This window comes from Bacillus cereus, from assembly GCF_002567495.1.
Classification (GTDB): Bacteria; Bacillota; Bacilli; order Bacillales; family Bacillaceae_G; genus Bacillus_A; species Bacillus_A cereus_AQ.
Window position 1 is genome coordinate 50,224 of sequence record NZ_NVAP01000012.1, and the last position, 21,602, is coordinate 71,825.

Sequence of the window (21,602 nt, forward strand, 5' to 3'; positions counted from 1 at the left end):
TCTGCTCCTTTTAATTTACTGATTTTAGTGAAACGAGTTGATAGTTTATTGTAGTTTTTCCGTTCTCCCACTCTAGCTTCAATACTGTTGCACTACCAATTCTTTCTTCATTTGATTTATATAAAGGTAATATTTCTTGAACTGTAAATAAGTGATAACCATCCAATATTAATTGAAATATATTTTCTTCAATATGTAATCTTACTTCTTTTTCATTTGAAATAATTTTTGTGTGCATCTCAAATTTCATGATAGATACAACCCCTTTTTATAATCTCTACATTTTAATAGTATAGTGGCTATGCAAGATTGACAAGTACATACACAGCAAAGTACACACTTTTCTATTGTTATATGTTTTGTTTATTTATATATAAAATTCGGTATGTGAAATTTTATATTTTTTCAAAATAAAAATGCCTATTATGACATCTTCATTTTTGTATAAAGTCTTTCATTACATAATATAAAACGGTAATTAAAACGATTGCGACAAAAAATGCGAACACTGCGACAATGTACCCATCTTTATTTAATAAAATACAGAATGAAATAGATATTATAAAAATCGGAAATACGAGACGTACTTTATCCTTCACTTCTTCTGTCGTATCTGTTTGATGAAAATACTGCGTTATCCCTATCATTAAAAAAGACAAAATAATAACCGACAATAGTAAAGGTCCTGGCATTCCGATTTCTCCTTTCCCTATTTCTAATTCAGTGTAGAATTTCTTATTACAATTGTACGATTCATTTTTTCTTCAAACGCTTTTTTGGAATTAATAATTAATAATGAACAATTTACACATATATAATAGCGCTTTTATCATCATAACTTCAAATAATTACACTTACAGTAATGTTGTAATATTCCCCCTCAGTCTCTGAAATCCTGCAAAGATAACTCGTCAAAATATGCGGTGACCAAATTAATATTTACCGTCAACTTTTGACAAAATTTATAAAGGACATTTCAGTACATATCAAGAATTAAGAATAAGAAGATATGTAAGGGAGGATGTATTATGACTGAACACGTTTTATTTTCTGTTAGCGAAAACGGCGTTGCAACAATTACTTTAAACCGTCCAAAAGCACTTAATTCTTTATCTTATGATATGTTACAACCTATCGGACAAAAACTTAAAGAGTGGGAACACGATGAGCGTATTGCACTTATCATATTAAAAGGAGCTGGCACAAAAGGTTTTTGTGCAGGCGGCGACATTAAAACTCTTTATGAAGCGCGTTCCAATGAAGTGGCATTACAGCATGCTGAACGTTTTTTTGAAGAAGAGTATGAAATTGATACATATATTTATCAATATACAAAACCGATTATTGCTTGTTTAGATGGAATTGTAATGGGCGGTGGTGTCGGTCTTACAAATGGTGCAAAGTATCGCATTGTGACAGAACGTACAAAATGGGCAATGCCTGAGATGAACATAGGCTTCTTCCCTGACGTCGGCGCTGCATATTTCTTAAATAAAGCACCCGGTTATACCGGTCATTATGTTGCTTTAACAGCATCTATTTTAAAAGCTTCTGACGTATTATTTATTAATGCTGCTGATTACTTTATGACATCTGATTCATTACCAGCGTTTCTTACTGAACTTGAAAGTGTAAATTGGCATAAAGAAGATGATGTACATACTAATTTAAAAGAAGTCATTCGTACATTTGCAACTGCACCAAACTTAGAAAGCGAGCTTGCTCTTTCATTAGAAGTAATCAATTCACATTTCGCATTCGATACAATTGAAGAAATCATCCAATCATTAGAGAAAGATCAAAGTTCCTTTGCTCTAAAAACGAAAGAAACACTATTATCAAAATCCCCTATTTCACTAAAAGTAACATTAAAACAGTTTATTGATGGACAAGATAAATCCGTTGAAGAATGTTTTGCTACGGACCTTATACTAGCTAAAAATTTCATGAGACATGAAGATTTCTTCGAAGGAGTACGCTCTGTTGTCGTTGACAAGGATCAAAATCCAAATTATAAATATAAACAGTTAAGTGACGTTTCAGAAGAAGATGTGAATCGTTTCTTTAACTTACTTAATGCATAAAGTGAAACTTTAATGAGTGGGGTTTTGTACATCCCCCCACTCATTATCAGCTCTCACCAATCGAACAGTTCATCTCCTACCTAACTTCTTTTCTCTAAGCTTTATTTTGTGAGGTGGGAGTCTTACTCCCCGCAAATAGCGGGATAAAATCAAGGCCATATAGTAGCTGTAATTACACTACTATATGGCCTTTTTTATTTAATAATTTTTAATAAAATTTAATTTTATTAAACTCATTTTTGTGCTACACTTATTTTAATTAAATATTCTAAAAATAAAAAGGAGGGGCGGATATGATAGAAAATTATATTCTTTTCATCATTATGTCTATTTGTCTTATCATTTTACCTGGTCCGGATACAGCAATGGCTACGAAAAACACATTGGTTGCTGGTAAAGTCGGTGGAGTAAAAACAGTGTTCGGTACATGTATCGCACTATTAATTCATACTTTAGCTGCTGTAATTGGTCTTTCTGCACTTATTGTAAAGTCAGCTCTTTTATTTTCTATTTTCAAGTACGTTGGGGCTCTCTATTTAATATATATCGGTATTAAAGCCCTTTTAGCAGTAAGAAATAAAGAAGGCGTAGATACAAATGATATATCTTTAAATAATGAAAACGAACATACTTCTTGCTTTCGCCAAGGGTTTCTTACGAATTTATTAAATCCTAAGATAGCAGTCTTCTTTTTAACTTTTTTACCACAATTTTTAAATCCAAATCATAATACATTTATTCAACTTCTTGTAATGGGCCTTACTTACCTCGTTTTAACCGCCATTTGGTTTGCGTTTTATATATTTTTAATTGATAAAATTAGTGCTTTTATGAAAAAACCGAGGACGCAACGTTATATTCAAGGACTAACAGGAATCGTCCTAATTGGATTTGGTATTAAACTAGCTTTTGAAAAAAGTAATTAACAAGACGAAAACCACCACTGTTAATAGTGGTGGTTTTCATTTAATAACTGAATTGTCTGTTTACTCTATATTAAAACCAGCGCTCAGTTACAACTTTTTTACGTGTATAGAATTGAACGCCATCTGTACCATTTGTACCTAAATCACCAAAGAATGAAGCTTTATTTCCTGCAAATGCGAAGAATGCCATTGGTGCTGGAACGTTTACGTTTACACCAATCATACCAGCATCGATGTTATCACGGAACGTTTGTGCATGTTTACCATTTGACGTATAAATAACTGCACCATTTGCAAATTTAGATTGATTTGTTAGTTTAATACCTTCTTCTAGATCTTTAACACGTACAATGCTTAATACTGGAGCAAAAATCTCATCTTGCCAAATTTTCATTTCTTGATTCACACCATCAAAAATTGTCGCACCTACAAAGTAACCTTCTCCAACTTCTTCATTAATTTTACGGCCATCTACTAATAAAGTTGCTCCATCTGCTACACCGCTATTAATATAGCCTAAAACGCGCTCTTTATGAGATTCACGGATTAATGGTCCAACATAATTATCTTCGTTGAAGCCGTCACCTACTTTTAATTTTTTCGTTTCTGCTACTAATACATCAATGAATTCATCAGCAATTTCATCCACTACCGCTACTACTGAACATGCCATGCAGCGCTCTCCGCTACTTGCAAATGCAGATCCAATTACACCTTGTACTGTTTTCTCAAGATTGCAATCTGGCATTACAATTGCGTGATTTTTCGCACCAGCTAACGCTTGTACACGTTTACCATGTTTCGTACCTGTTTCATATACGTAACGAGCTACCGGCTCAGAACCAACGAACGAAACAGCTTGAATATCTTTATTTTCTAAAATACTATTTACAACATCTTTTCCGCCTTGTACTAAATTTAATACGCCTTTTGGGAAGCCAGCTTCGTAGAATAACTCTACAAGTCGCTCTGCTAAAAGTGGCGTTCTTTCCGATGTTTTTAATACGAATGTATTACCGCAAGCAATTGCAAGTGGGAACATCCATAACGGAATCATCATCGGGAAGTTGAACGGTGTAATACCAGCAACAACTCCGATTGGGTAGCGCCAAATTGATCCATCAATTCCACTAGCAATATTCGGTAGCGCTTGACCCATCATTAAATTAGGTGCCGATGTTGCAAGTTCTACTGCCTCAATACCACGCTGTACTTCACCCGTTGCATCTGTTAGCGTCTTACCATTTTCTAACGTAATGATTTTTGCAAGCTCATCCTTATTTTCTTGTAATAGCTGTAAATATTTATATAAATTTCTTGAACGATTCGGAACTGGTACTTTAGACCACGTTTCGAATGCCGCTTTTGCCGCTGCAACAGCTTTTTCAACATCTTCTTTTGGAGATAGTGGAACGTAAGCAATAATTTTTCCAGTCGCTGGATTTGGCACTGCTTCTACTTCCGTACCTGTCGATTCAACCCACTCACCGTTAATATGATTTTTTACTCGTTTAATTTCAGTTGTAATCATTGTATTCTCTCCTTTGTATAATTTATTTTTGATTTGAAATTAATTGCTCGCTAACTTTTTTATATAGAGCAGCCATATCATTTTCACCATACCCAGCTTGACTCGCTTCTTCATATACGTTTAACAACATTTCACTAACCGGTAAATGAAGTTCACTTTCCTTAGCTAAATCAACTGCAAATCCTAAATCTTTCTTCAATAGATTTACAGTAAAGCCTGGCTCGTAGTTTTCTGATGCAATGAAACTTTTATAATTGCGCTCATAAATTCTACTTTGACCATAACTTACATTTAAAATATCAAACATTTTATCTAAATCCATATTGTTCTTTTTCGCTAATGTTAATGCTTCACTTACACCAGCTGTATAGAAACCAATTAATAGATTGTTAATTAATTTAACAGTCGTACCGCTATCAATCTGTTCACTAACGTGGAAAATATTTGCGCCTAGCACTTCCATGATAGATTCAGTTTTATCATATACATCTTTCGATCCCCCAACCATAAACGTTAATGTACGGTTTTCGGCTCCGATTACACCACCACTAACAGGTGCTGCTAAAAATTCTACTTTCTTTTCCTTTGCAGCTTCCTCTAACTGTTTGTTTAACTGCGGAGATACAGTACTCGTATCAATGAAAACTACATTCGAGTGACCATTTTCAAATAATCCTTCTGATCCAAAATATACCGCTTCAACAGCGCGAGGTGAAGGTAAACTTGTAAAAACTACATCACATGTTTCTGCTAGTTTTGAGATTGATAGACCGATAATTCCGCCTTCTTTTTCAAAGGACGCTTCAGCCTCTTTATTTAAGTCCACGCCATATACTGTGTAACCTGATTTAACTAAATTTTTCGACATCGGAAGACCCATGTTACCTAAACCGATAAAACCAATCTTTTTCATATCGCTTTCCTCCTATTTACACAATATATTTCCCACGATTTATAATAGCTTTCGCAATTTCTCTCTTCTTCGTAAATACGTTCGTGTATAAAGGAACTAATAACTGACGGATTTCAGCTAAAATCACATGTCTATCTTTTTCTTCTGTGACAGCCGCTGAAAGTACAGAAATCGCCGCTTCTTCTACTTTACGGTATCCTTCTTCACAAATAACATCCGTTATGAGTTGCTTCGTACGTTCTTTTTCCTCACCATTTTTACTAACCGCTTTTCTCGTACGTAAAAACGCTGATTCCATGACGTACACGTCCGTCAACATATTTGATAATACGCGTGAATATTCTTGCTCTTGATCAATTTTTAATCCTGGAGTTTTAGAGAGCGTTTTCAAAGATTGTTTCAACAATTTTTTCGATAATAAAATGTAACGATAGTTTCTTTCTACATTTGCTACATCCATTTCTATTTCAGTATCTTCTATTTGTTCGATTTGCTTCATTAACATTTTGGCAACTGTTAATCTATTAATTTCATTTGTTCCTTCAAAAATACGACTAATTCTAGCATCACGATATAATCGTTCTACTTCGTATTCTTGCATATAACCGTAACCGCCATGAATTTGTACAGCTTCATCTACGATATAAGCAAGTGTTTCAGAAGCGTTCACTTTATTCAGTGCACATTCAATTGCAAATTGGGACATTTTTTTCATAAGATCTTCATCACTCTCATGAATTGCGTCATCAATTACACCTGCTGTACGGTAAGCTGCACTTTCTGCTCCATATGTAGCAATAATCATATTTGCAATTTTCTCTTGAATCATCGTAAAGTCTACTAATTCCGTTTGGAACTGTTTTCGCTCTTTTCCATATTGAACCGACAAACCAATTGCTTGTTTTGCTGTCCCAATATTTCCAAAAGCTAGTTTAAGTCTAGCAAAATTAAGTATATTAAGGGCTACGTGATGCCCTTTCCCAACTTCTCCTAACACATTTTCAGCAGGGATAACTACATCTTCTAAAATAAGCGTCGCTGTTGAAGAACCTTTAATACCCATTTTCTTTTCTTCTAATCCAATGGATACACCTTCACATGTTCTTTCGACAATAAACGCTGTCATTCCTTTATTTGTCTTCGCAAAAACAACATATACATCTGCCATATGAGCATTTGTAATCCACTGCTTCTCACCATTTAAATTCCAAGCTGTACCATCTTCATTTAATACGGCACTCGTTTTTGCACTTAATGCATCAGAACCAGCATTTGGCTCAGTTAGAGCATAAGCCCCAATCCATTCTCCCGATGCGATTTTCGGTAAATATTTTTCTTTCTGTTCTTTTGTTCCATAATATATGTAAGGCAATGTACCGACACCAGCGTGTATATTAAAAGAAACACTAAATGCACCAGCGTAACCCATTTTCTCTGCTACAAGACCTGAGACAGCCTTTCCTAACTCGAACCCGCCATAATCTTCTGGTACCTCAATGCCTAATAATCCAAGTTCCCCAGCTTTCTCAAATAATTGACGAGAAACTTTATAGTTATGTTTTTCAATGTTTTCAATTTGTGGGACAATTTCTTGTTTAACGAATTGTTCTGTCGTTTTTGCAATTAAATCTTCATCACCTGAAAAATCTTCTGGTGTAAAGTAAGTATGATTTATATCTTTATTGAGTGAAAAAAATTCATCCCATGGTAACTTCGTTTTTTCCATATGTATCCCCCTATCATTCGGCTTTCATAGCTTTTTTGCTTATGCTCGTCTACGATGAGTGGAATATCTTTTTTGAAAATAGAAGGCGATGATTTTTCACATCGAGCATTTTATTTTGCCAAAGATGTATTTTCATCGCCTTCGCTGTTTTATCTATTGATCTTCTGATAATACTGTTTTTGCAATTCCAGTATCTAACTCTTCAAAGTCATGATATGAAATTGTTTCATATAACTCACTTCTCGTTTGCATATTTGAAAGTGCATCTTTTTGAGAACCAGTCTCTTTAATTAGCGTGAATACATTCTCATATGCTTTTGCAGCAACGCGAAGTGAAGTTACAGGATAAATAACCATTTGGAAGCCCATATTCGCAAATTCCTCTGCACTATAATATGGAGTTTTCCCGAATTCAGTCATATTCGCAAGTAAAGGTGCATTTACCTTACTATTAAATAGACGGAACTCCTCTTCTGATTGAAGCGCTTCAGGGAATATAGCATCTGCACCAGCTTTCACATATGCATTTGCTCTTTCAATCGCAGCATCTAGTCCTTCTACACCGCGAGCATCTGTGCGTGCTACAATGTATAAGCTTGGCACAACTTCTTTAATCGCTTTAATTTTTTGAACTAATTCTTCTGTAGTAACAAGTTTCTTACCATTTAAATGTCCACATTTCTTTGGTAATTGTTGATCTTCAATTTGAACAGCCGCTACTTTTGCTTCTACCATTTCTACAGCTGTTCTCGCTACGTTAAGCACTCCACCAAATCCTGTATCAATGTCAACAAGAACTGGTAAATCTGTAGCTCTAACTAAATCTCTTGCTCTTTCAGCTACTTCAGTAGATGTCACGATACCTAAATCTGGTAGACCTTTACTTGCAGTATAAGCAGCTCCCGATAAATAAAGAGCTGAAAAACCTGTATTTTTCGCAACAAGAGCCGCCATTGCATCATGAGCACCTGGAATTTGCAAAATTTCATTTGCTTCTACTAAAGCTCGGAAGCCATTCGCAAGCTCCTCTTGTGTTGACTGCTTATTCACAACCCAAGCCATTCTAAATTCCCCCTATTATTAAATTAAGAATAGATCTACAAATTCGTTTACATTCATATTTTCTAGTTTTTCTTCATTTAAACAAACTTCATGAATTTGTTCTTGTTGCTTACTAGAATAATGACCTGCCATATTTGCAGTGAATTTTTGAACAACTTTTGGAATCGCTTCGTCTCTACGGAAACGGTGACCAAGTGGGTATTCACATTCCACGTTTTCTGTTACAGTACCATCTTTAAAATGAACTTGAACAGCGTTGGCGATTGAGCGCTTGTTCGGGTCAAGATAATCTAAACTGTACTGTTTGTTTTCAACAACAACCATCTTATTACGTAATTCATCTACACGTGGATCATTTGCTACTACATCCTCATAATCGTCCGCTACGATATCGCCTTTTAATAAACCAATTGCCGTAATGTATTGTAAACAATGATCACGATCAGCTGGGTTATTTAATGGACCTTCTTTATCGATAATACGAATTGCTGATTCATGAGTTGTAATTGTAATACGATCAATTTCATCTAATCTCTCTTTAATTTCCGGATGTAATTTCACTGCACATTCTGCAGCTGTTTGTGCATGGAATTCCGCTGGATATGATACTTTAAATAATACATTTTCCATTACATAAGACTCTAGTGGTCTAGCTAATTTTAATTCTTGTTTGTTAAATAATACATCTTGGAATCCCCATCCTGGCGCAGATAATGCTGTTGGATAACCCATTTCACCTTTTAGAGCAGTCATTGCAAGATGAACACCGCGGCTTGTTGCGTCACCTGCTGCCCATGATTTACGTGAGCCAGTATTCGGAGCATGACGATATGTACGAAGACTAGAATTATCAATCCACGCATGTGATAATGCATTAAAGATTTCTTCACGTGTTCCGCCAAGCATTTTCGCAACTACTGCAGTTGTTGCTACTTTTACATATAATACATGGTCAAGACCAACGCGGTTTAAGCTGTTTTCTAAAGCAAGAACGCCTTGAATTTCATGTGCTTTGATCATCATTTCTAGTACTTCACGTACTTTTAAAGCTTCTTTTCCTTCTGAAATACGAACGCGACTAATATAATCTGCGACCGCTAAAATTCCGCCTAAGTTATCAGATGGATGTCCCCACTCTGCTGCAAGCCAAGTATCGTTATAGTCTAACCAACGGATCATACATCCGATATTAAATGCACCTTTTACTGGATCTAGTACATAAGACGTACCTGGTACACGTGTACCATTTGGCACGATTGTTCCTGGCACAACTGGTCCTAGTAATTTCGTACATTCTGGATATTGCAGTGCTAAAATTCCACATCCAAGTGTATCAATTAATACGTAACGAGCTGTACTGAATGCTTCTGCACTAGTAACCTCTTTATTTAATACATAATCCGTAATCTCTTCTAATAATGCATCTTTTTGCTTAATTTCATTTGTTTTAATCATGCTAACCTTCCCTTTCTGTCGAAAATTCGTTATTATTAATGATGGGTGTCGGTCAAACACCCATCTGGCGGGCGGCGCTAACAACTCCCCAGTTGTTCTTATTTACTAAGTACATGTCGCTCGCCAATATAATTCACACGTGGACGGAACAAACGATTATTTGCATGTTGTTCAATAACGTGCGCACATAATCCTACTGTTCTAGAGCTAAAGAAGATTGGTGTGTAAAGTTGAATTGGAATACCTAGCATCCAATATACTGGAGCTGCATAATAATCAAGATTTGGATAAATTCCTTTTTCCTTCTCCATAATCTTTTCTCCAGCTTCACACATTTCATATAGTGTATAATCACCTTTTACATCACATAACTGTTTTAAAGCTTCCTTCATCATAAGTGCTCTTGGATCCATTTTCTTCATATAAACACGGTGTCCAAAGCCCATAATTTTTTCTTTGTTATACAATTTCTTTTGCAATAACTCCTCAAACTTTTCAACGTTTCCAGCCTCTAATAACATGTACATAACCGCTTCATTTGCACCGCCATGCAAACTTCCTTTTAGAGATGCAACTGCCCCTGTTAAAGCACCGTATAAATCTGATTGTGTCGATGCAATAACGCGAGCTGTAAATGTTGAGTTTGGCATTTCATGTTCACTATATAAAACAAGGGAACGATCAAAGATCTTTTCCTCAAGTTCAGTTGGTTTTTTGCCAGTTAACATATAGAAGAAATTCGCACTATAAGATAATTCTTTAAGAGGTTCAATTGGCTCCTCATTATTTAAAATATGATAGCTATTCGCTACAATGTTTGGCACTTTACTTAACAGCTTGTACCCTCGGCTTTTATTCACTTCTAACGAGCGGTTTTCGATATCATTATCGTAACCAGCTAATGCCGACACACCTGTACGTAATCCATCCATAGGATGCGTCTCTTTAGGCAATGCCTTTAGTACGTTAAATACACCTTCTGGTACTGCATATTCTTCTTTTAATTTCTTTTCAAGTGTTACTTTTTCATCCTCATTCGGTAGGTGTTCCTCCAATAAAAGGTGCACAATGTCTAAATACTCTTTTGTTTTTGAGAGTTCGATTAAGTCATACCCTTGAATTACAATTTCACCTTTTACTGTGTCAAGAAACGAGATCTTCGTCTCTGCTGCCACTATACCATCTAATCCCGGGGAAAATTTTTCTTCAGCTTTCATCATTATTTCCTCCAATCCTAATAGATCTTCGTGCACATAACTGTAAGCCTTTACAATACTGTGGAACTACATTTCTATTTCAATGTATCAGAGTTTTTAGAAGATTTCAATTTATTTTATAATGATAAGTTTCCTACACTTTTCTTACTGTAACAATACAATTTTTTGAAAATAATTCTTATGTTTTATAAAGAAAGGACAGACTTCTTTACATATTTCCAAAAACAAAATATAAAGATTTCCCATATAACACCGCCAAATGTACATTATTCTAATTTTATTTACGAAATAGAAAAAACGAGCTGTACACAAACACAGCTCGTTACTATATGATATTTATTTCACTATCTTTTAAATATAATTTTTATATAAAATTTATTCATTTTTAATAAAGTTATTATTTTACATAATTAAATTGAATTTCTTCCATTTCCTCCTGATAACTTACAACTAAATCATAGTTTTGAAAATACCAAAGGTCATCAGAATTTACAAAGAATACAATACCTTCCCTCTCAACTGACACTATTTCCCCATCTGGTTTTTCAGCAACTATCCCTAAAGAATATCCGGGCTGAATTGAGCTATCCCCTCTGTACCTTACAGTAAAGCGTACAGATTCACCGTGCTTTATACGTAATTCTTCCTGGAACCATTGTAGAGCTTCATAATCAATTGAAATTTTCATCTTTGTTCCTCCAGTTTACGCAAATTCTTTTTTTCCTAATCGCTGTTTTACAAAAAAGACGAAAATAATTAAGGCTATTAAGGCTGAAATTGCACTACCTGAAAATAAAATACGATAACCAAACATTTGTGAAACAACTCCAAGTAAAATAGCACCCAATCCAATTCCTAAATCAAACGCGGTAAAAAATGAAGCGTTAGCAACTCCTCTTTTACTTGGATCAACAATTGTAAGCATCGCTGCTTGCAAAGCTGGCTGCGCTGAACCAAATCCAATACCGTATAATGCTGCTGCGATAATTACACCTATCAAACCATTTGAAATAGTTAACACAACTATAGCCAAAATAGTAATACATAATGCTGGGAGTATAATGAATACTTCTCCATATTTATCTAATAGTTTCCCTGAAATTGGTCTTACAATTGTTAATGCAATTGCATATACAAGAAAGAAAGTTCCAGGATTCACATCAATTGATGATGCAAATAACGGTAAAAATGTTGTTATTCCACCATATGCAAATGATAAAAAGAACACTACAATCGTGATTGATAATACGGATTTCTCAAACAGCTGAATTTTCCCTTTTTCTTTTTGTGATGTAAATGGCATCTTCGTTATTAATGATAATGCGACTGCTATAAAAGATAACAGAGTTGCGATTAAAAATAGACCATGAAATGAATAATTTTGTACAACCCATAATCCAATCATAGGTCCGATGGCCATTGCAATTGTCATAGCCATCCCGTACCAGCCCATGCCTTCACCACGGCGTGAATCTGGAATAATATCAGTTATTGCTGTTCCAACAGCTGTTGTAGAAACAGCCCATGTTACTCCATGAATAACACGTAATATCGCTAATAATATAATAGTTGATGCTAAATTATAAGAAAACATTGTTAGTCCAAAAAAGATAAGCCCCCAAATAATAAAAGATTTCCTACCATATTTATCTAACATTCCTCCAATAATCGGCCGTATTACTACGGCAGCTATTGTAAACATTCCCATCATGAGTCCAACTTGTGATTCATTGCCACCTATCTCTTTAATAAAGAGCGGAAGCGTTGGAACAAGTAAATAAAATCCTGTAAATAAAAATAACATCGCGAAAGTCATTTGAATAAATGATTTCGTCCATAAGCGTTCCATAAAAATACCTCCATACACTCGTATAATATTACGATTAACACCCTCATTGTACATTTTATTAATCTCTTTTCCCTCCGCAAATAGACGTATCTTTTCATATTAAATAGTCCACCATCTGCTTACATTAGTCTTAAGACTTTGTACGTATGTTTTAAACGAAAGTCCTATATATGTACCTTTATACGTGTTAAAAGAATATACTACTTTATTATCACAACTTAGGAGTGATTATTTTATGTGGGTATTATCATCAAGAGTAACTGTCGCGGTTCCTTCGATACCCGAAATACATGCCCCCGCCGTTCATACAGCAAGTTCCGATGTTGGTATTGAACTTCCTGCAACTTGGCAACAATACCAATTACCCGGTCAAACTATCCCTTCATTTTGGCATCATGGCACCCATCCAAGTAGCACTACCTTTTATCACCCTAGTTACGCTCCACTACCTCAGGCTCAAGTCTTTTATCATTTTCCATCAATTTATTTTCAAAATTTCTATGGTACGTTTAACATTTAATAACCATCACTGTATTACTCCTACATTGCAATAAAGATTAACTTCAATCCAGTTTCAACATAAAAAAGTCGAATTCCTTAAATAAGAAATTCGACTTTTTCAATTGGCTTCCCAACTAAAATAACCGTTAAAGAAAGACATTTATTAAAGATTTGAATATATTTTTTACTTATTTAATGCTTTATGTGATCCATCACAGTTCGTCCCTTTTTTTGATAACCCACATGTACAATCATTTAATCCTTTTCCATCAAAAATCTGTTTCATATATTTTTCTATTCTAGATACTCGAGTTTTAGATTGTTTAGCTTGAGAAAAATAAAGAATGTATGCTCTTTTTCGTCCTGGTGTAAGTGACTCAAAAGCGGTTTTAAAAGTAGGCATTTCATCAAATTTATGTTGAAGCTCTTCAAAAATTACAATTTCTTTACGCTCTTTCACTTCCAGTTTCAAACCTTTTTTTTCAACCTCAATCGCTTCAGTAATATATTTTTTCAAAATGGCTTCCATTTCAATTATTTCTTGAATATTAGTGAATCGAATCTGTCGTGCCGTCTGTGTATTTTCCGTTTGTTGAACTAAAATCTCATTTGTATCCTGTAACAATGCACCTTTATGAAACTGTAGCGCACAATATTCTTTAAAACCATGAATTAATACTATATTCTTTCCCTCAAAAGTATAACAAGGATGCATCCATTTAAAATCTTCAGTTAGGTCACAGTCAAGAATGATACTTCTCAACTTTTCATATTCTTCTCTCCATTTTTTTGCTCCATTTAAAAACTCATCAACTTTAGGATTCATTCTGCTGCTTGTCAATATGAAACACCTCTCTACATTTTCCAATCATGCAACGCGTTGCACTCTTACTTAATCAACTACATAGAAGTAGACTTTTCTCTCTTTACGTTAAAATTCACATAACCAAGTGTAAAAGAATAGATAAAACTCGTCAACTAATAGAATGACAACTATTTAGAATCCTTTTCACAAGAAAAACACGTTGCAATTTCAAATAAACTACATTCACTCTTTTTCTTCTATCCAGCCCTTAAAATAAAATTTTCTGTAGCAAAATGAAAAAAGCACTTAAGATTGTAATTTTCACAAATCTTAAGTGCTTTTTAATATTTTTTATAAAATTTTCTTATTGCCCATTATTAGCAGGGGCCTCTCCTGCATTACCGCCAGTCTCTGGTTGTGTGGTCGCTGGTGGAGTTGTATTTCCTTGACCTCCTCCATTATTTGCTGGAGGTGTCGGATTTCCTTGGCCTCCTCCGTTATTTGTTGGAGGTGTCGGATTTCCTTGACCCCCTCCGTTATTTGCTGGAGGTGTCGGATTTCCTTGGCCTCCTCCGTTATTTGCTGGAGGTGTCGGATTTCCTTGGCCTCCTCCATTATTTGCTGGAGGTGTTGTTCCTTGGCCATTTCCATTATTTTGTTCATTTTGTTTCTTTTCTTCTTCTTGTTTCTTTTGCTCTTCTAGTTTCTTTTGTTCTTCTTGCTTCTTAAGATCCTCTTGTTTCTTTTGTTCTTCTTGTTTTTTCAGTTCTTCTTGTTTCTTTAATTCTTCTTGATTTTTCTCTTCTTCAGTTTTTTGCTGTTGATCTTGCTTTGGTTGCTCCGTTGTATCCGGTACGCTAGTATTTGGAGATGAATCACGTTTTTCACCCTTTATACGTAATTCATTACCTTCTTGAATAACACTACTTGGCATTTTAAAGCGTGATTTATCTGTAGCCATTTCGCTCATCATTTCTTTAAAGATCAATTGTGCAATTTTCGTATTTTTACTACTAATATACTCGTCTTTGCCATCTTTCATATATCCAGTCCATACTGCCATCGTATATTGCGGCGTATATCCTGCAAACCAACTATCACGAGTTGCACTTTCTGGAATTTTATATTGAGCTAATTGTTTTGATGAGTAGTTTGTCGTACCCGTTTTACCGGCTACATCTAAAGATGCTACATTTGCAGATGTACCAGTACCTGATGTAACTACAGAACGGAGCATATCTGTAATCATATATGCTGTAGAATCTGTCATAACTTGTTTTGGTTTTTGTCCAAAACTTTGTGACTTACCGTCTGGATAAACGACTTTCTTAACAAAATGCGGTTTCGTATATTTACCATCATTACCAAATGCCGCATAAGCGCCCGCCATTTCAGTTGGCGATACTTCATTTGTACCAATCGCTGTTGACTCAGTCGGTGCTGTATTAAATGTAATACCTAGTTTCTCAGAGAAGTCTTTCGATTTACTAATTCCTACTTCTTTTGCAGTCTTAATTGCCGGAATGTTTCGTGACTTTTCTAATGCTACACGCATTGTAATTGGGCCCATATGACTTCTATCTGAATTTCGTACCTCTTGCCCCGTTGAATACTTAAATGGAGAGTCATCAATTTGATGGTACGTAGCCCATTTTAAATATTCAATTGCAGGAGCATAGTCGAAAATCGGCTTCATCGTTGAACCAGCTGCACGATCTAATTCAATTGCCATATTATGCCCTTTAAATACAGCTTTATTTTCTCCACGGCCACTACCTATAGCACGAACTTCTCCTGTTTTCGTATCCATAAATGTGAATGCACCTTGGAATTTATCGTTCGGATAATCAATGATATTATTATTTAAAATATTATCAGCAAGTTTCTGTGCTTTCGGATCTAACGTTGTATAAATTTCTAAACCGTCAGAACCGATATTAGCATCTGGCAATTCTTTTTCTACTTCTTTCACAACTGCATCCATAAATGCAGGATATGGCATTGTTTGTAGTTGAGTTGCAGGTTTGAGTCCCTTTTCTACGTCAACTTTTGATGCTTCTTCCATTTCTGCCTTCGTAATATAACCATGTCGATTCATTAAGCTTAGAACAACATTTCTTCTTTCTGTTGCTTTTTGAACATTTTCTTTTTTCGTTGGATCATAGTTATTTGGTGCTTTCGGTAAACCTGCAAGCATCGCAACTTCTGGTAATGTTAAGTCCTTCAATTCTTTACCATAGTAGTTTTGTGCTGCTGTCGCGATCCCATATGAACGGTTTCCTAAGTTAATTTTATTTAAGTACATCTCTAATATTTCATGTTTTGAATACTGTTGTTCTAGCTTATAAGCTAAATATACTTCTTGCGCCTTACGCTTTGGTGTTTTATCCATAGATAAGAAGTAGTTTTTAATAACTTGCTGCGTTATCGTACTTCCACCTTGAGAGCCATAATCTCCTTTAAGACTCACTAAAACAGCACGGGCAGTACCTTTAAAATCTACTCCGCTATGCTCATAAAAACGTGAATCTTCTGTCGCTAAAAATGCGTTTTCTACTAATTTAGGTATTTGCTCATACGTAACATTCGTCCTTTTTTCTTTTCCATATTCATATACCAAATCCCCGTTTTTATCATAAATTTTTGAGGATAACGGATTAACAAGTTTTGCTTTCTCAAGTTTTGGTGCATCCTTAATCATTACGAAAAAGGTAGCAACCCCTGCCACTAAACCAACAATACCAAGTAACAAACAAGTAATTAAAAACTTGCGAAAGAATGATGTTTTACCTTTTGGTTTTTGTGTTTTAGAAGCTGGCTGTTTTTTCTTTTTAACTTGTCGTCGTTCCTCTCGAGAACGATAATTTTCTGACATGTTACTTTCTCCTACCTTTCAATTCTCCCGTTGATTTACTTAAAAATATTGAGGTCACTTTCTAAAATGAATTTAATTAAGAAAGTATATTGACCTGAAGCATTCAATATTTTCCCAATTCACAGATTATAAATTTTAGAATACTTCTTATACAAACTATTTTCACTTCTATTTTTCCTAATAACGCTGCCCCTTTAAGCATAGAATGTAAAAAGTGAATTTTTAATACCTCGTATAAATAATATACCTTTTTTTCAAATGGTCAATATTTTCTTATTTATAAATCAAAGGTGAAATAAAAATAGCACAACGATATGTACTTCGTGTGAACTTCCTTATAATTACGTATAACAAACATTTAATATATTGCATATAAGTATAATACCTCTTAAATTATAAGGATTTCAACATCACAACCTCAACATCTACAAGAAATTATTAAAAATGAAAAGTGAGGAGTTGCGTAATGATGAAGCTATCTCCCGTGATTTCAAAAAATATAGTCGCTGTTGGCTATAATCCTTTTTCTATGATTTTGCGAATCCAATTAAAGAATGGTATGTACGATTTCTTTAATGTACCAGAAAGTATTTATACTGGCCTATTACATGCACAATCTAAAAGTTATTATCATAAAACTTACATTAAAAATTCTTTCCGCCACACAAAAATTTAAACTTAACACCCACTAAAAAAGAAAGGAGGTTAATCCTCCTTTCTTTTTAAAATGTTTCACAGATGAATTATCTTTGATTCCTCTTATTAATTTCATCATATGCTTGAATTTGTTTTTTCAAACGTCGATCAGCTTTTTTATCATGCACTACAAGAATTGCATGTATAACTCCTGGAACCCAAAATATTAATGTTAATATGAAATTTATTATTGCCTGAAATGGTTTTCCACAAAATAATACAGCTACAGGTGGAAGAAAAATTGCTAATAAATACATCATCCCTTGAAAACTCCTTATTTTGTATTTTATATATCACTTTTCAAAATATACGAAAAGAAATCTTATGATGTTGGCGTTACACAAATTTTCATTAAGTATTTATAACATCTCTTCCTTTATATATTCTATCTATAGGCAAAAAAACCTACTACTATTTCAATCTTAACATGCCTATAACATGAAAATGTATCTCCTTCTATTTATATAAGCATTTCAACTTTTTCATTGTTTTCTAACCTATTTTCTTCCTCTATTGCAGTTACTCCAATTGCAGAAATTACCGTTCCTATCGCTTGTATCCAAATACCAATGAGTGCAATTATTCTCTCATTCTTCTTATCAAAAATACTATCTTCATTATCCCTCTCTTCTTTCAATACATTTGAAACACCTTGATAGGCTTGTAATCCAGCTCCTAAACTTTGCATGGAATTACCTAGTATAATAATTTTCTGTAATACATTTATATCCATCAAAGCTGCTTCTACTCCTAAAAAAGCTCCAATCGATTGTAAACTGTTCCCTACAATGATAAGATAATCATTTTCTTTCAATTGTTCATTTATATTAAAATATGTTCCTATTACATTTGATATATTCCCTAATGCTAATAACTCAATTCCTATTTTATCAATTAATTTGCTTCGATTCTCTAAGCCTATATTTTGATTTTCTGTTTTTCCTTCCCCGTCATCATACTTGCTCGCAATAATTTGTAATATATACCCGAGGGCTTGTAATGAGCTCCCTACAATAACAAGATCCGATTCAACTTTCTCTTCTCCAATAAATCCTCTTGTCGTTCCAATAGCAGCTGTAAGGTTCCCTCCCACCTGAAACCATGCCCCTGTCACTTTTAAACCGCTTGGATTCATTTTTATCACCTATTTAAATATTTTCTAAAGCTTTCAAAGCAAACAAATCTCACCCTTAATCTTTTATTTTATTTTTCATATGTAATTTTGTGAATGATATAATGTACTACTAATATAAAAAGCACCTTTAAGGTGCTTTTTATATGCATGCTGGGCATGTCAATGAATCTCCATTTTTATCTATTGTTATATTCAATATATATTGAATTGCTTTATGTGACCAAGTTTCAAGTGTGGGTGATTCATTTATATATTGTGGTGCACATGACTTCAGCATTGGAGTACGAATGCTCCCTCCTGGATCTAGAGCAACTACAGCCATGCCATAGGGCAATTCCAGCGCCATAGATTTCGTGATACCTTCAATTGCAAATTTCGAGGCACAATATGGCGCAAGCTCAGCCTCACCTTCTCTCCCCCAACTAGAACTCATATTAATAATAATTCCTTCTTTCCTAGCTACCATCGCTGGAACAAATGCTCTTATTACATTTACTACACCGTTCACGTTTATATTCATTACATTTTCGAATTCTTGAGCCGTAATTTTCCAAAGTTGTGCATTTTGATTTACAATCGATGCATTATTTATTAAAAAATCGGGAGCTTTATGTCTATTAAGTATATCATTTGCCCAATTGTTAACTTGCTGAGAATCTGAAACATCAATTACTTGAAAATCATGTATCTTACTGTACCGTTTTCTTAGTTCTTCAATTTTATCTTTTGAGCGTCCACAACCATATATGTTCCACCCTAACTCATGAAATCGATCAACCATAGCACGTCCCAAACCTTGCGTCACACCTGTAATAATTACAGATTTTCCAATGTCTTTTCGCTTCATTTCTCTCATCCTCCTTACTCCTATCTTACTCTCTTCATTTTTATTCAGCTATTTACTAAAGTATCAACTCACCTCATACTTTAGTAATGTTTTTGATATTACATACATAAACAAAAAAGTAACCATTATGGTTACTTTTTGCTATATATCTAAAAATTCATTGTTTATTTCATTATTGTTCTTAAATTTCAACTTCTCTTTTCCACATTTCTCACACTGGTACATATAAACTACACCTAATGTACCTTTTTTAAAATCCTCATTATCCTGCATCTTAATAAAAATATATTTATGTTTACAATGTGATTCACCCAAATAATTTTCAAACCACTTTTTCAACACAATACATTCCACCTTTATGATAAAATCTTTATTTAGCAGCCTTATTACATACTTTTATTTAAACGTTCAATCTCATATTGCAATTTTTTAAATTGCTCAAAATGCATGGTAATAGATTGGCTACTACCATAATCAACATTTTGTTTCACTAATATAACACCCGTATCATGAAAAAGCGCTTCAAGTTCTTTCCTAATAGCCACTTTCGCAATATGAGCTGTTTTAATTGCAGATAAAATTGCAATTTCATTAAACTTTAATTTTATTTCATTTGGACAAAATGCGTCTTCAACTAATATAACTTCATTACTATAAATTAGCGCAACAAGATTACTTGATTTGGCATCTGTTAAATCAACTTTTTTCATAATATTATTCATTACATTTTGCCTCCTTTATGTCCATATATATCAATTATACAAATCTACTTTTAAAATTACTCAGCTTTATATTAATCTTAACACACTTTTATTGAAAACCATGCTTCAAACGTTTTACTATTCCACACTTTTTATTGTATGAACCATCTGGACTATAACTCCATATAGTAATGTTAACAACTTATTATAAAGCAGGTGAAAATTATGCCATCAGTTGTAGGAAATTTAGTTGTACAAAATAGTAATGGTTCATTTAACTTAGGTGATTTCTACAACGTTTCTCCGAAAGAAAATACGAAAGCTTATAATGGTTCTGGCGCATCAAACGTTGGTTTTGTTGTGAATACTTTTAGCGGTGTTAGCGCGACCAATACATTTGATTCTGACCTTGCAGATCAAAACCAAGTGGGTACAGCCTAATCTTATGTTCATCTTTTTGTATAGAAAATTTTAATTTGTCTATACTATAATCAGGCTGTTTGACAGCTATTGTTGATTTTTGGAGTACCCTATCTTTTTCTCCCTTTCCCTGGGGCTCAGCAGCTAGCATGAAGCTAGCTGCTTTTTCTTGTATTATTTTTCTTTTTCATCTCATAAACCATAAATAAAAGAAGCTGACATTTAATATTGAGCTTCTTTTACGTTATTTCAATAATATCCATAGCGTTAAATACGTAAGTTTTATAAAAGGCGTCTGTACACATTACAATGTGGTTTACCGGATTTATATGTACAACTGTCATGTAGCTTGTTAGTATGTAGCCATCTTCAAAATATGTTACCAACATTTCTTTCTCAGACAGTAATGAAGTTAATAATTTATCAGAAATTCTCTCTTTTGCTTCGTTTGTTAAAAGTGGTTTTTTTACTTTTAATTTCTCCCCAATAATCTTTCGCATATTTAAAAGTTGCTCGGACATTATTGTAAACGGAACCCACTCTCTTTTTTCTTTTTGTATCTTTACATCGTTCATTTTTTATCTCCTTGATCATTTATACATTTATTTAGTCATACTATCTCTTAGTTATTTTTAATACTTACTAAACTCGTATTTACTTCTAAACTATAATTAGGTTACCTCTTAAAAGAACATTAGTTCTTATTATACACGAACTTACGTTCTTTTGAGAAGAGCCATACTTATTATTTTTAACAAAAACACAATTTTATTTATATGCATACTTTCTTTTTTCCTTTATCAAATAAACTTCTCATTCCTTATGTGAAATGAAATACATGTAACAACTAAAAGGCGAC

The 21,602-nt window shown here is 33.9% G+C and carries 23 protein-coding genes; 5 read left to right on the forward strand and 18 right to left on the reverse strand.

Annotation, left to right across the window (positions count from 1 at the left end; translation table 11 throughout):
- Positions 1 to 10: 10 nt before the first annotated feature.
- Both COK05_RS06335 and COK05_RS06340 read right to left on the reverse strand, forming a co-directional pair.
- Positions 11 to 250: a DUF2584 family protein gene (locus COK05_RS06335; RefSeq protein ID WP_098611899.1), complete on the reverse strand. Its 240-nt coding sequence runs from the start codon at positions 248 to 250 to the stop codon at positions 11 to 13.
- A gap of 184 nt (positions 251 to 434) precedes the next feature.
- The gene (locus COK05_RS06340) at positions 435 to 692 is read right to left on the reverse strand and encodes a hypothetical protein (protein WP_098611900.1); all 258 of its coding nucleotides are present in this window, start codon (positions 690 to 692) and stop codon (positions 435 to 437) included.
- Positions 693 to 1,028: 336 nt separating this feature from the next.
- Between COK05_RS06340 and COK05_RS06345 the strand changes: the two genes are divergently transcribed.
- Both COK05_RS06345 and COK05_RS06350 read left to right on the forward strand, forming a co-directional pair.
- Entirely contained in the window at positions 1,029 to 2,084 is a 1,056-nt protein-coding gene (locus COK05_RS06345) for an enoyl-CoA hydratase/isomerase family protein (protein WP_098611901.1), read from the forward strand.
- Between the two features lie 293 nt (positions 2,085 to 2,377).
- Positions 2,378 to 3,010, forward strand: coding sequence for a LysE family translocator (locus COK05_RS06350; protein WP_098611902.1), 633 nt, complete (start codon positions 2,378 to 2,380; stop codon positions 3,008 to 3,010).
- 70 nt (positions 3,011 to 3,080) lie between these two features.
- Here the strand turns inward: COK05_RS06350 and COK05_RS06355 are convergent, their stop codons facing one another.
- The 8 genes from COK05_RS06355 to COK05_RS06390 form a co-directional block, all read right to left on the reverse strand.
- Positions 3,081 to 4,541 (reverse strand): CoA-acylating methylmalonate-semialdehyde dehydrogenase, encoded by a 1,461-nt coding sequence (locus COK05_RS06355; protein WP_098611903.1) that lies wholly within the window; start codon positions 4,539 to 4,541, stop codon positions 3,081 to 3,083.
- 22 nt (positions 4,542 to 4,563) lie between these two features.
- Positions 4,564 to 5,454 (reverse strand): NAD(P)-dependent oxidoreductase, encoded by an 891-nt coding sequence (locus tag COK05_RS06360; protein WP_098611904.1) that lies wholly within the window; start codon positions 5,452 to 5,454, stop codon positions 4,564 to 4,566.
- A gap of 16 nt (positions 5,455 to 5,470) precedes the next feature.
- Positions 5,471 to 7,180, reverse strand: a complete 1,710-nt coding sequence (locus tag COK05_RS06365; RefSeq protein ID WP_098611905.1) for an acyl-CoA dehydrogenase family protein — start codon at positions 7,178 to 7,180, stop codon at positions 5,471 to 5,473.
- A gap of 153 nt (positions 7,181 to 7,333) precedes the next feature.
- Positions 7,334 to 8,242 (reverse strand): methylisocitrate lyase, encoded by a 909-nt coding sequence (prpB, locus tag COK05_RS06370; protein ID WP_098611906.1) that lies wholly within the window; start codon positions 8,240 to 8,242, stop codon positions 7,334 to 7,336.
- 18 nt (positions 8,243 to 8,260) lie between these two features.
- The gene (gene prpD / locus COK05_RS06375) at positions 8,261 to 9,697 is read right to left on the reverse strand and encodes a 2-methylcitrate dehydratase (RefSeq protein ID WP_098611907.1); all 1,437 of its coding nucleotides are present in this window, start codon (positions 9,695 to 9,697) and stop codon (positions 8,261 to 8,263) included.
- A 98-nt stretch (positions 9,698 to 9,795) separates the two neighbouring features.
- On the reverse strand, positions 9,796 to 10,917 hold the full coding sequence (mmgD, locus tag COK05_RS06380) for a citrate synthase (RefSeq protein WP_002041090.1): 1,122 nt from the start codon (positions 10,915 to 10,917) through the stop codon (positions 9,796 to 9,798).
- A 394-nt stretch (positions 10,918 to 11,311) separates the two neighbouring features.
- Positions 11,312 to 11,602 carry a HesB/YadR/YfhF family protein gene (locus COK05_RS06385; RefSeq protein WP_098611908.1) on the reverse strand — a complete coding sequence of 97 codons (291 nt, stop codon included), beginning with the start codon at positions 11,600 to 11,602 and terminating at the stop codon, positions 11,312 to 11,314.
- 15 nt (positions 11,603 to 11,617) lie between these two features.
- Complete coding sequence (locus tag COK05_RS06390) at positions 11,618 to 12,763, reverse strand: MFS transporter (protein WP_098611909.1); 1,146 nt, start codon at positions 12,761 to 12,763, stop codon at positions 11,618 to 11,620.
- Positions 12,764 to 12,998: 235 nt separating this feature from the next.
- Here COK05_RS06390 and COK05_RS06395 point away from each other — a divergent pair, with 235 nt between their 5' ends.
- Positions 12,999 to 13,283 carry a hypothetical protein gene (locus COK05_RS06395; RefSeq protein ID WP_098611910.1) on the forward strand — a complete coding sequence of 95 codons (285 nt, stop codon included), beginning with the start codon at positions 12,999 to 13,001 and terminating at the stop codon, positions 13,281 to 13,283.
- Between the two features lie 165 nt (positions 13,284 to 13,448).
- On the opposite strand, the gene COK05_RS06400 is transcribed toward COK05_RS06395, so the two are convergent.
- On the reverse strand, positions 13,449 to 14,105 hold the full coding sequence (locus tag COK05_RS06400; RefSeq protein ID WP_098611911.1) for a DUF1801 domain-containing protein: 657 nt from the start codon (positions 14,103 to 14,105) through the stop codon (positions 13,449 to 13,451).
- 328 nt (positions 14,106 to 14,433) lie between these two features.
- Positions 14,434 to 16,944 (reverse strand): transglycosylase domain-containing protein, encoded by a 2,511-nt coding sequence (locus COK05_RS06405; RefSeq protein WP_098611912.1) that lies wholly within the window; start codon positions 16,942 to 16,944, stop codon positions 14,434 to 14,436.
- Between the two features lie 466 nt (positions 16,945 to 17,410).
- On the opposite strand from COK05_RS06405, the gene COK05_RS06410 reads away from it, so the two are divergent.
- Positions 17,411 to 17,620, forward strand: coding sequence for a KTSC domain-containing protein (locus COK05_RS06410; protein WP_000977080.1), 210 nt, complete (start codon positions 17,411 to 17,413; stop codon positions 17,618 to 17,620).
- A 67-nt stretch (positions 17,621 to 17,687) separates the two neighbouring features.
- Here COK05_RS06410 and COK05_RS06415 read toward each other — a convergent pair whose 3' ends face one another.
- The 5 genes from COK05_RS06415 to COK05_RS06435 all read right to left on the reverse strand — a co-directional run bounded on the left by COK05_RS06415 (position 17,688) and on the right by COK05_RS06435 (position 20,344).
- Complete coding sequence (locus tag COK05_RS06415) at positions 17,688 to 17,900, reverse strand: YqaE/Pmp3 family membrane protein (RefSeq protein WP_098611913.1); 213 nt, start codon at positions 17,898 to 17,900, stop codon at positions 17,688 to 17,690.
- A gap of 200 nt (positions 17,901 to 18,100) precedes the next feature.
- Positions 18,101 to 18,775: a DUF6944 family repetitive protein gene (locus COK05_RS06420; protein WP_098611914.1), complete on the reverse strand. Its 675-nt coding sequence runs from the start codon at positions 18,773 to 18,775 to the stop codon at positions 18,101 to 18,103.
- Positions 18,776 to 18,914: 139 nt separating this feature from the next.
- Positions 18,915 to 19,622 carry an SDR family oxidoreductase gene (locus COK05_RS06425; RefSeq protein ID WP_098611915.1) on the reverse strand — a complete coding sequence of 236 codons (708 nt, stop codon included), beginning with the start codon at positions 19,620 to 19,622 and terminating at the stop codon, positions 18,915 to 18,917.
- A 141-nt stretch (positions 19,623 to 19,763) separates the two neighbouring features.
- Positions 19,764 to 19,964, reverse strand: coding sequence for a hypothetical protein (locus COK05_RS06430; protein ID WP_098611916.1), 201 nt, complete (start codon positions 19,962 to 19,964; stop codon positions 19,764 to 19,766).
- 44 nt (positions 19,965 to 20,008) lie between these two features.
- Positions 20,009 to 20,344 carry a hypothetical protein gene (locus COK05_RS06435; RefSeq protein ID WP_098611917.1) on the reverse strand — a complete coding sequence of 112 codons (336 nt, stop codon included), beginning with the start codon at positions 20,342 to 20,344 and terminating at the stop codon, positions 20,009 to 20,011.
- A gap of 204 nt (positions 20,345 to 20,548) precedes the next feature.
- Here COK05_RS06435 and gerPF point away from each other — a divergent pair, with 204 nt between their 5' ends.
- On the forward strand, positions 20,549 to 20,764 hold the full coding sequence (gene gerPF / locus COK05_RS06440; protein WP_001141569.1) for a spore germination protein GerPF: 216 nt from the start codon (positions 20,549 to 20,551) through the stop codon (positions 20,762 to 20,764).
- Between the two features lie 218 nt (positions 20,765 to 20,982).
- On the opposite strand, the gene COK05_RS06445 is transcribed toward gerPF, so the two are convergent.
- Positions 20,983 to 21,318, reverse strand: a complete 336-nt coding sequence (locus COK05_RS06445) for a YolD-like family protein (RefSeq protein WP_098611918.1) — start codon at positions 21,316 to 21,318, stop codon at positions 20,983 to 20,985.
- Positions 21,319 to 21,602 lie beyond the last annotated feature (284 nt).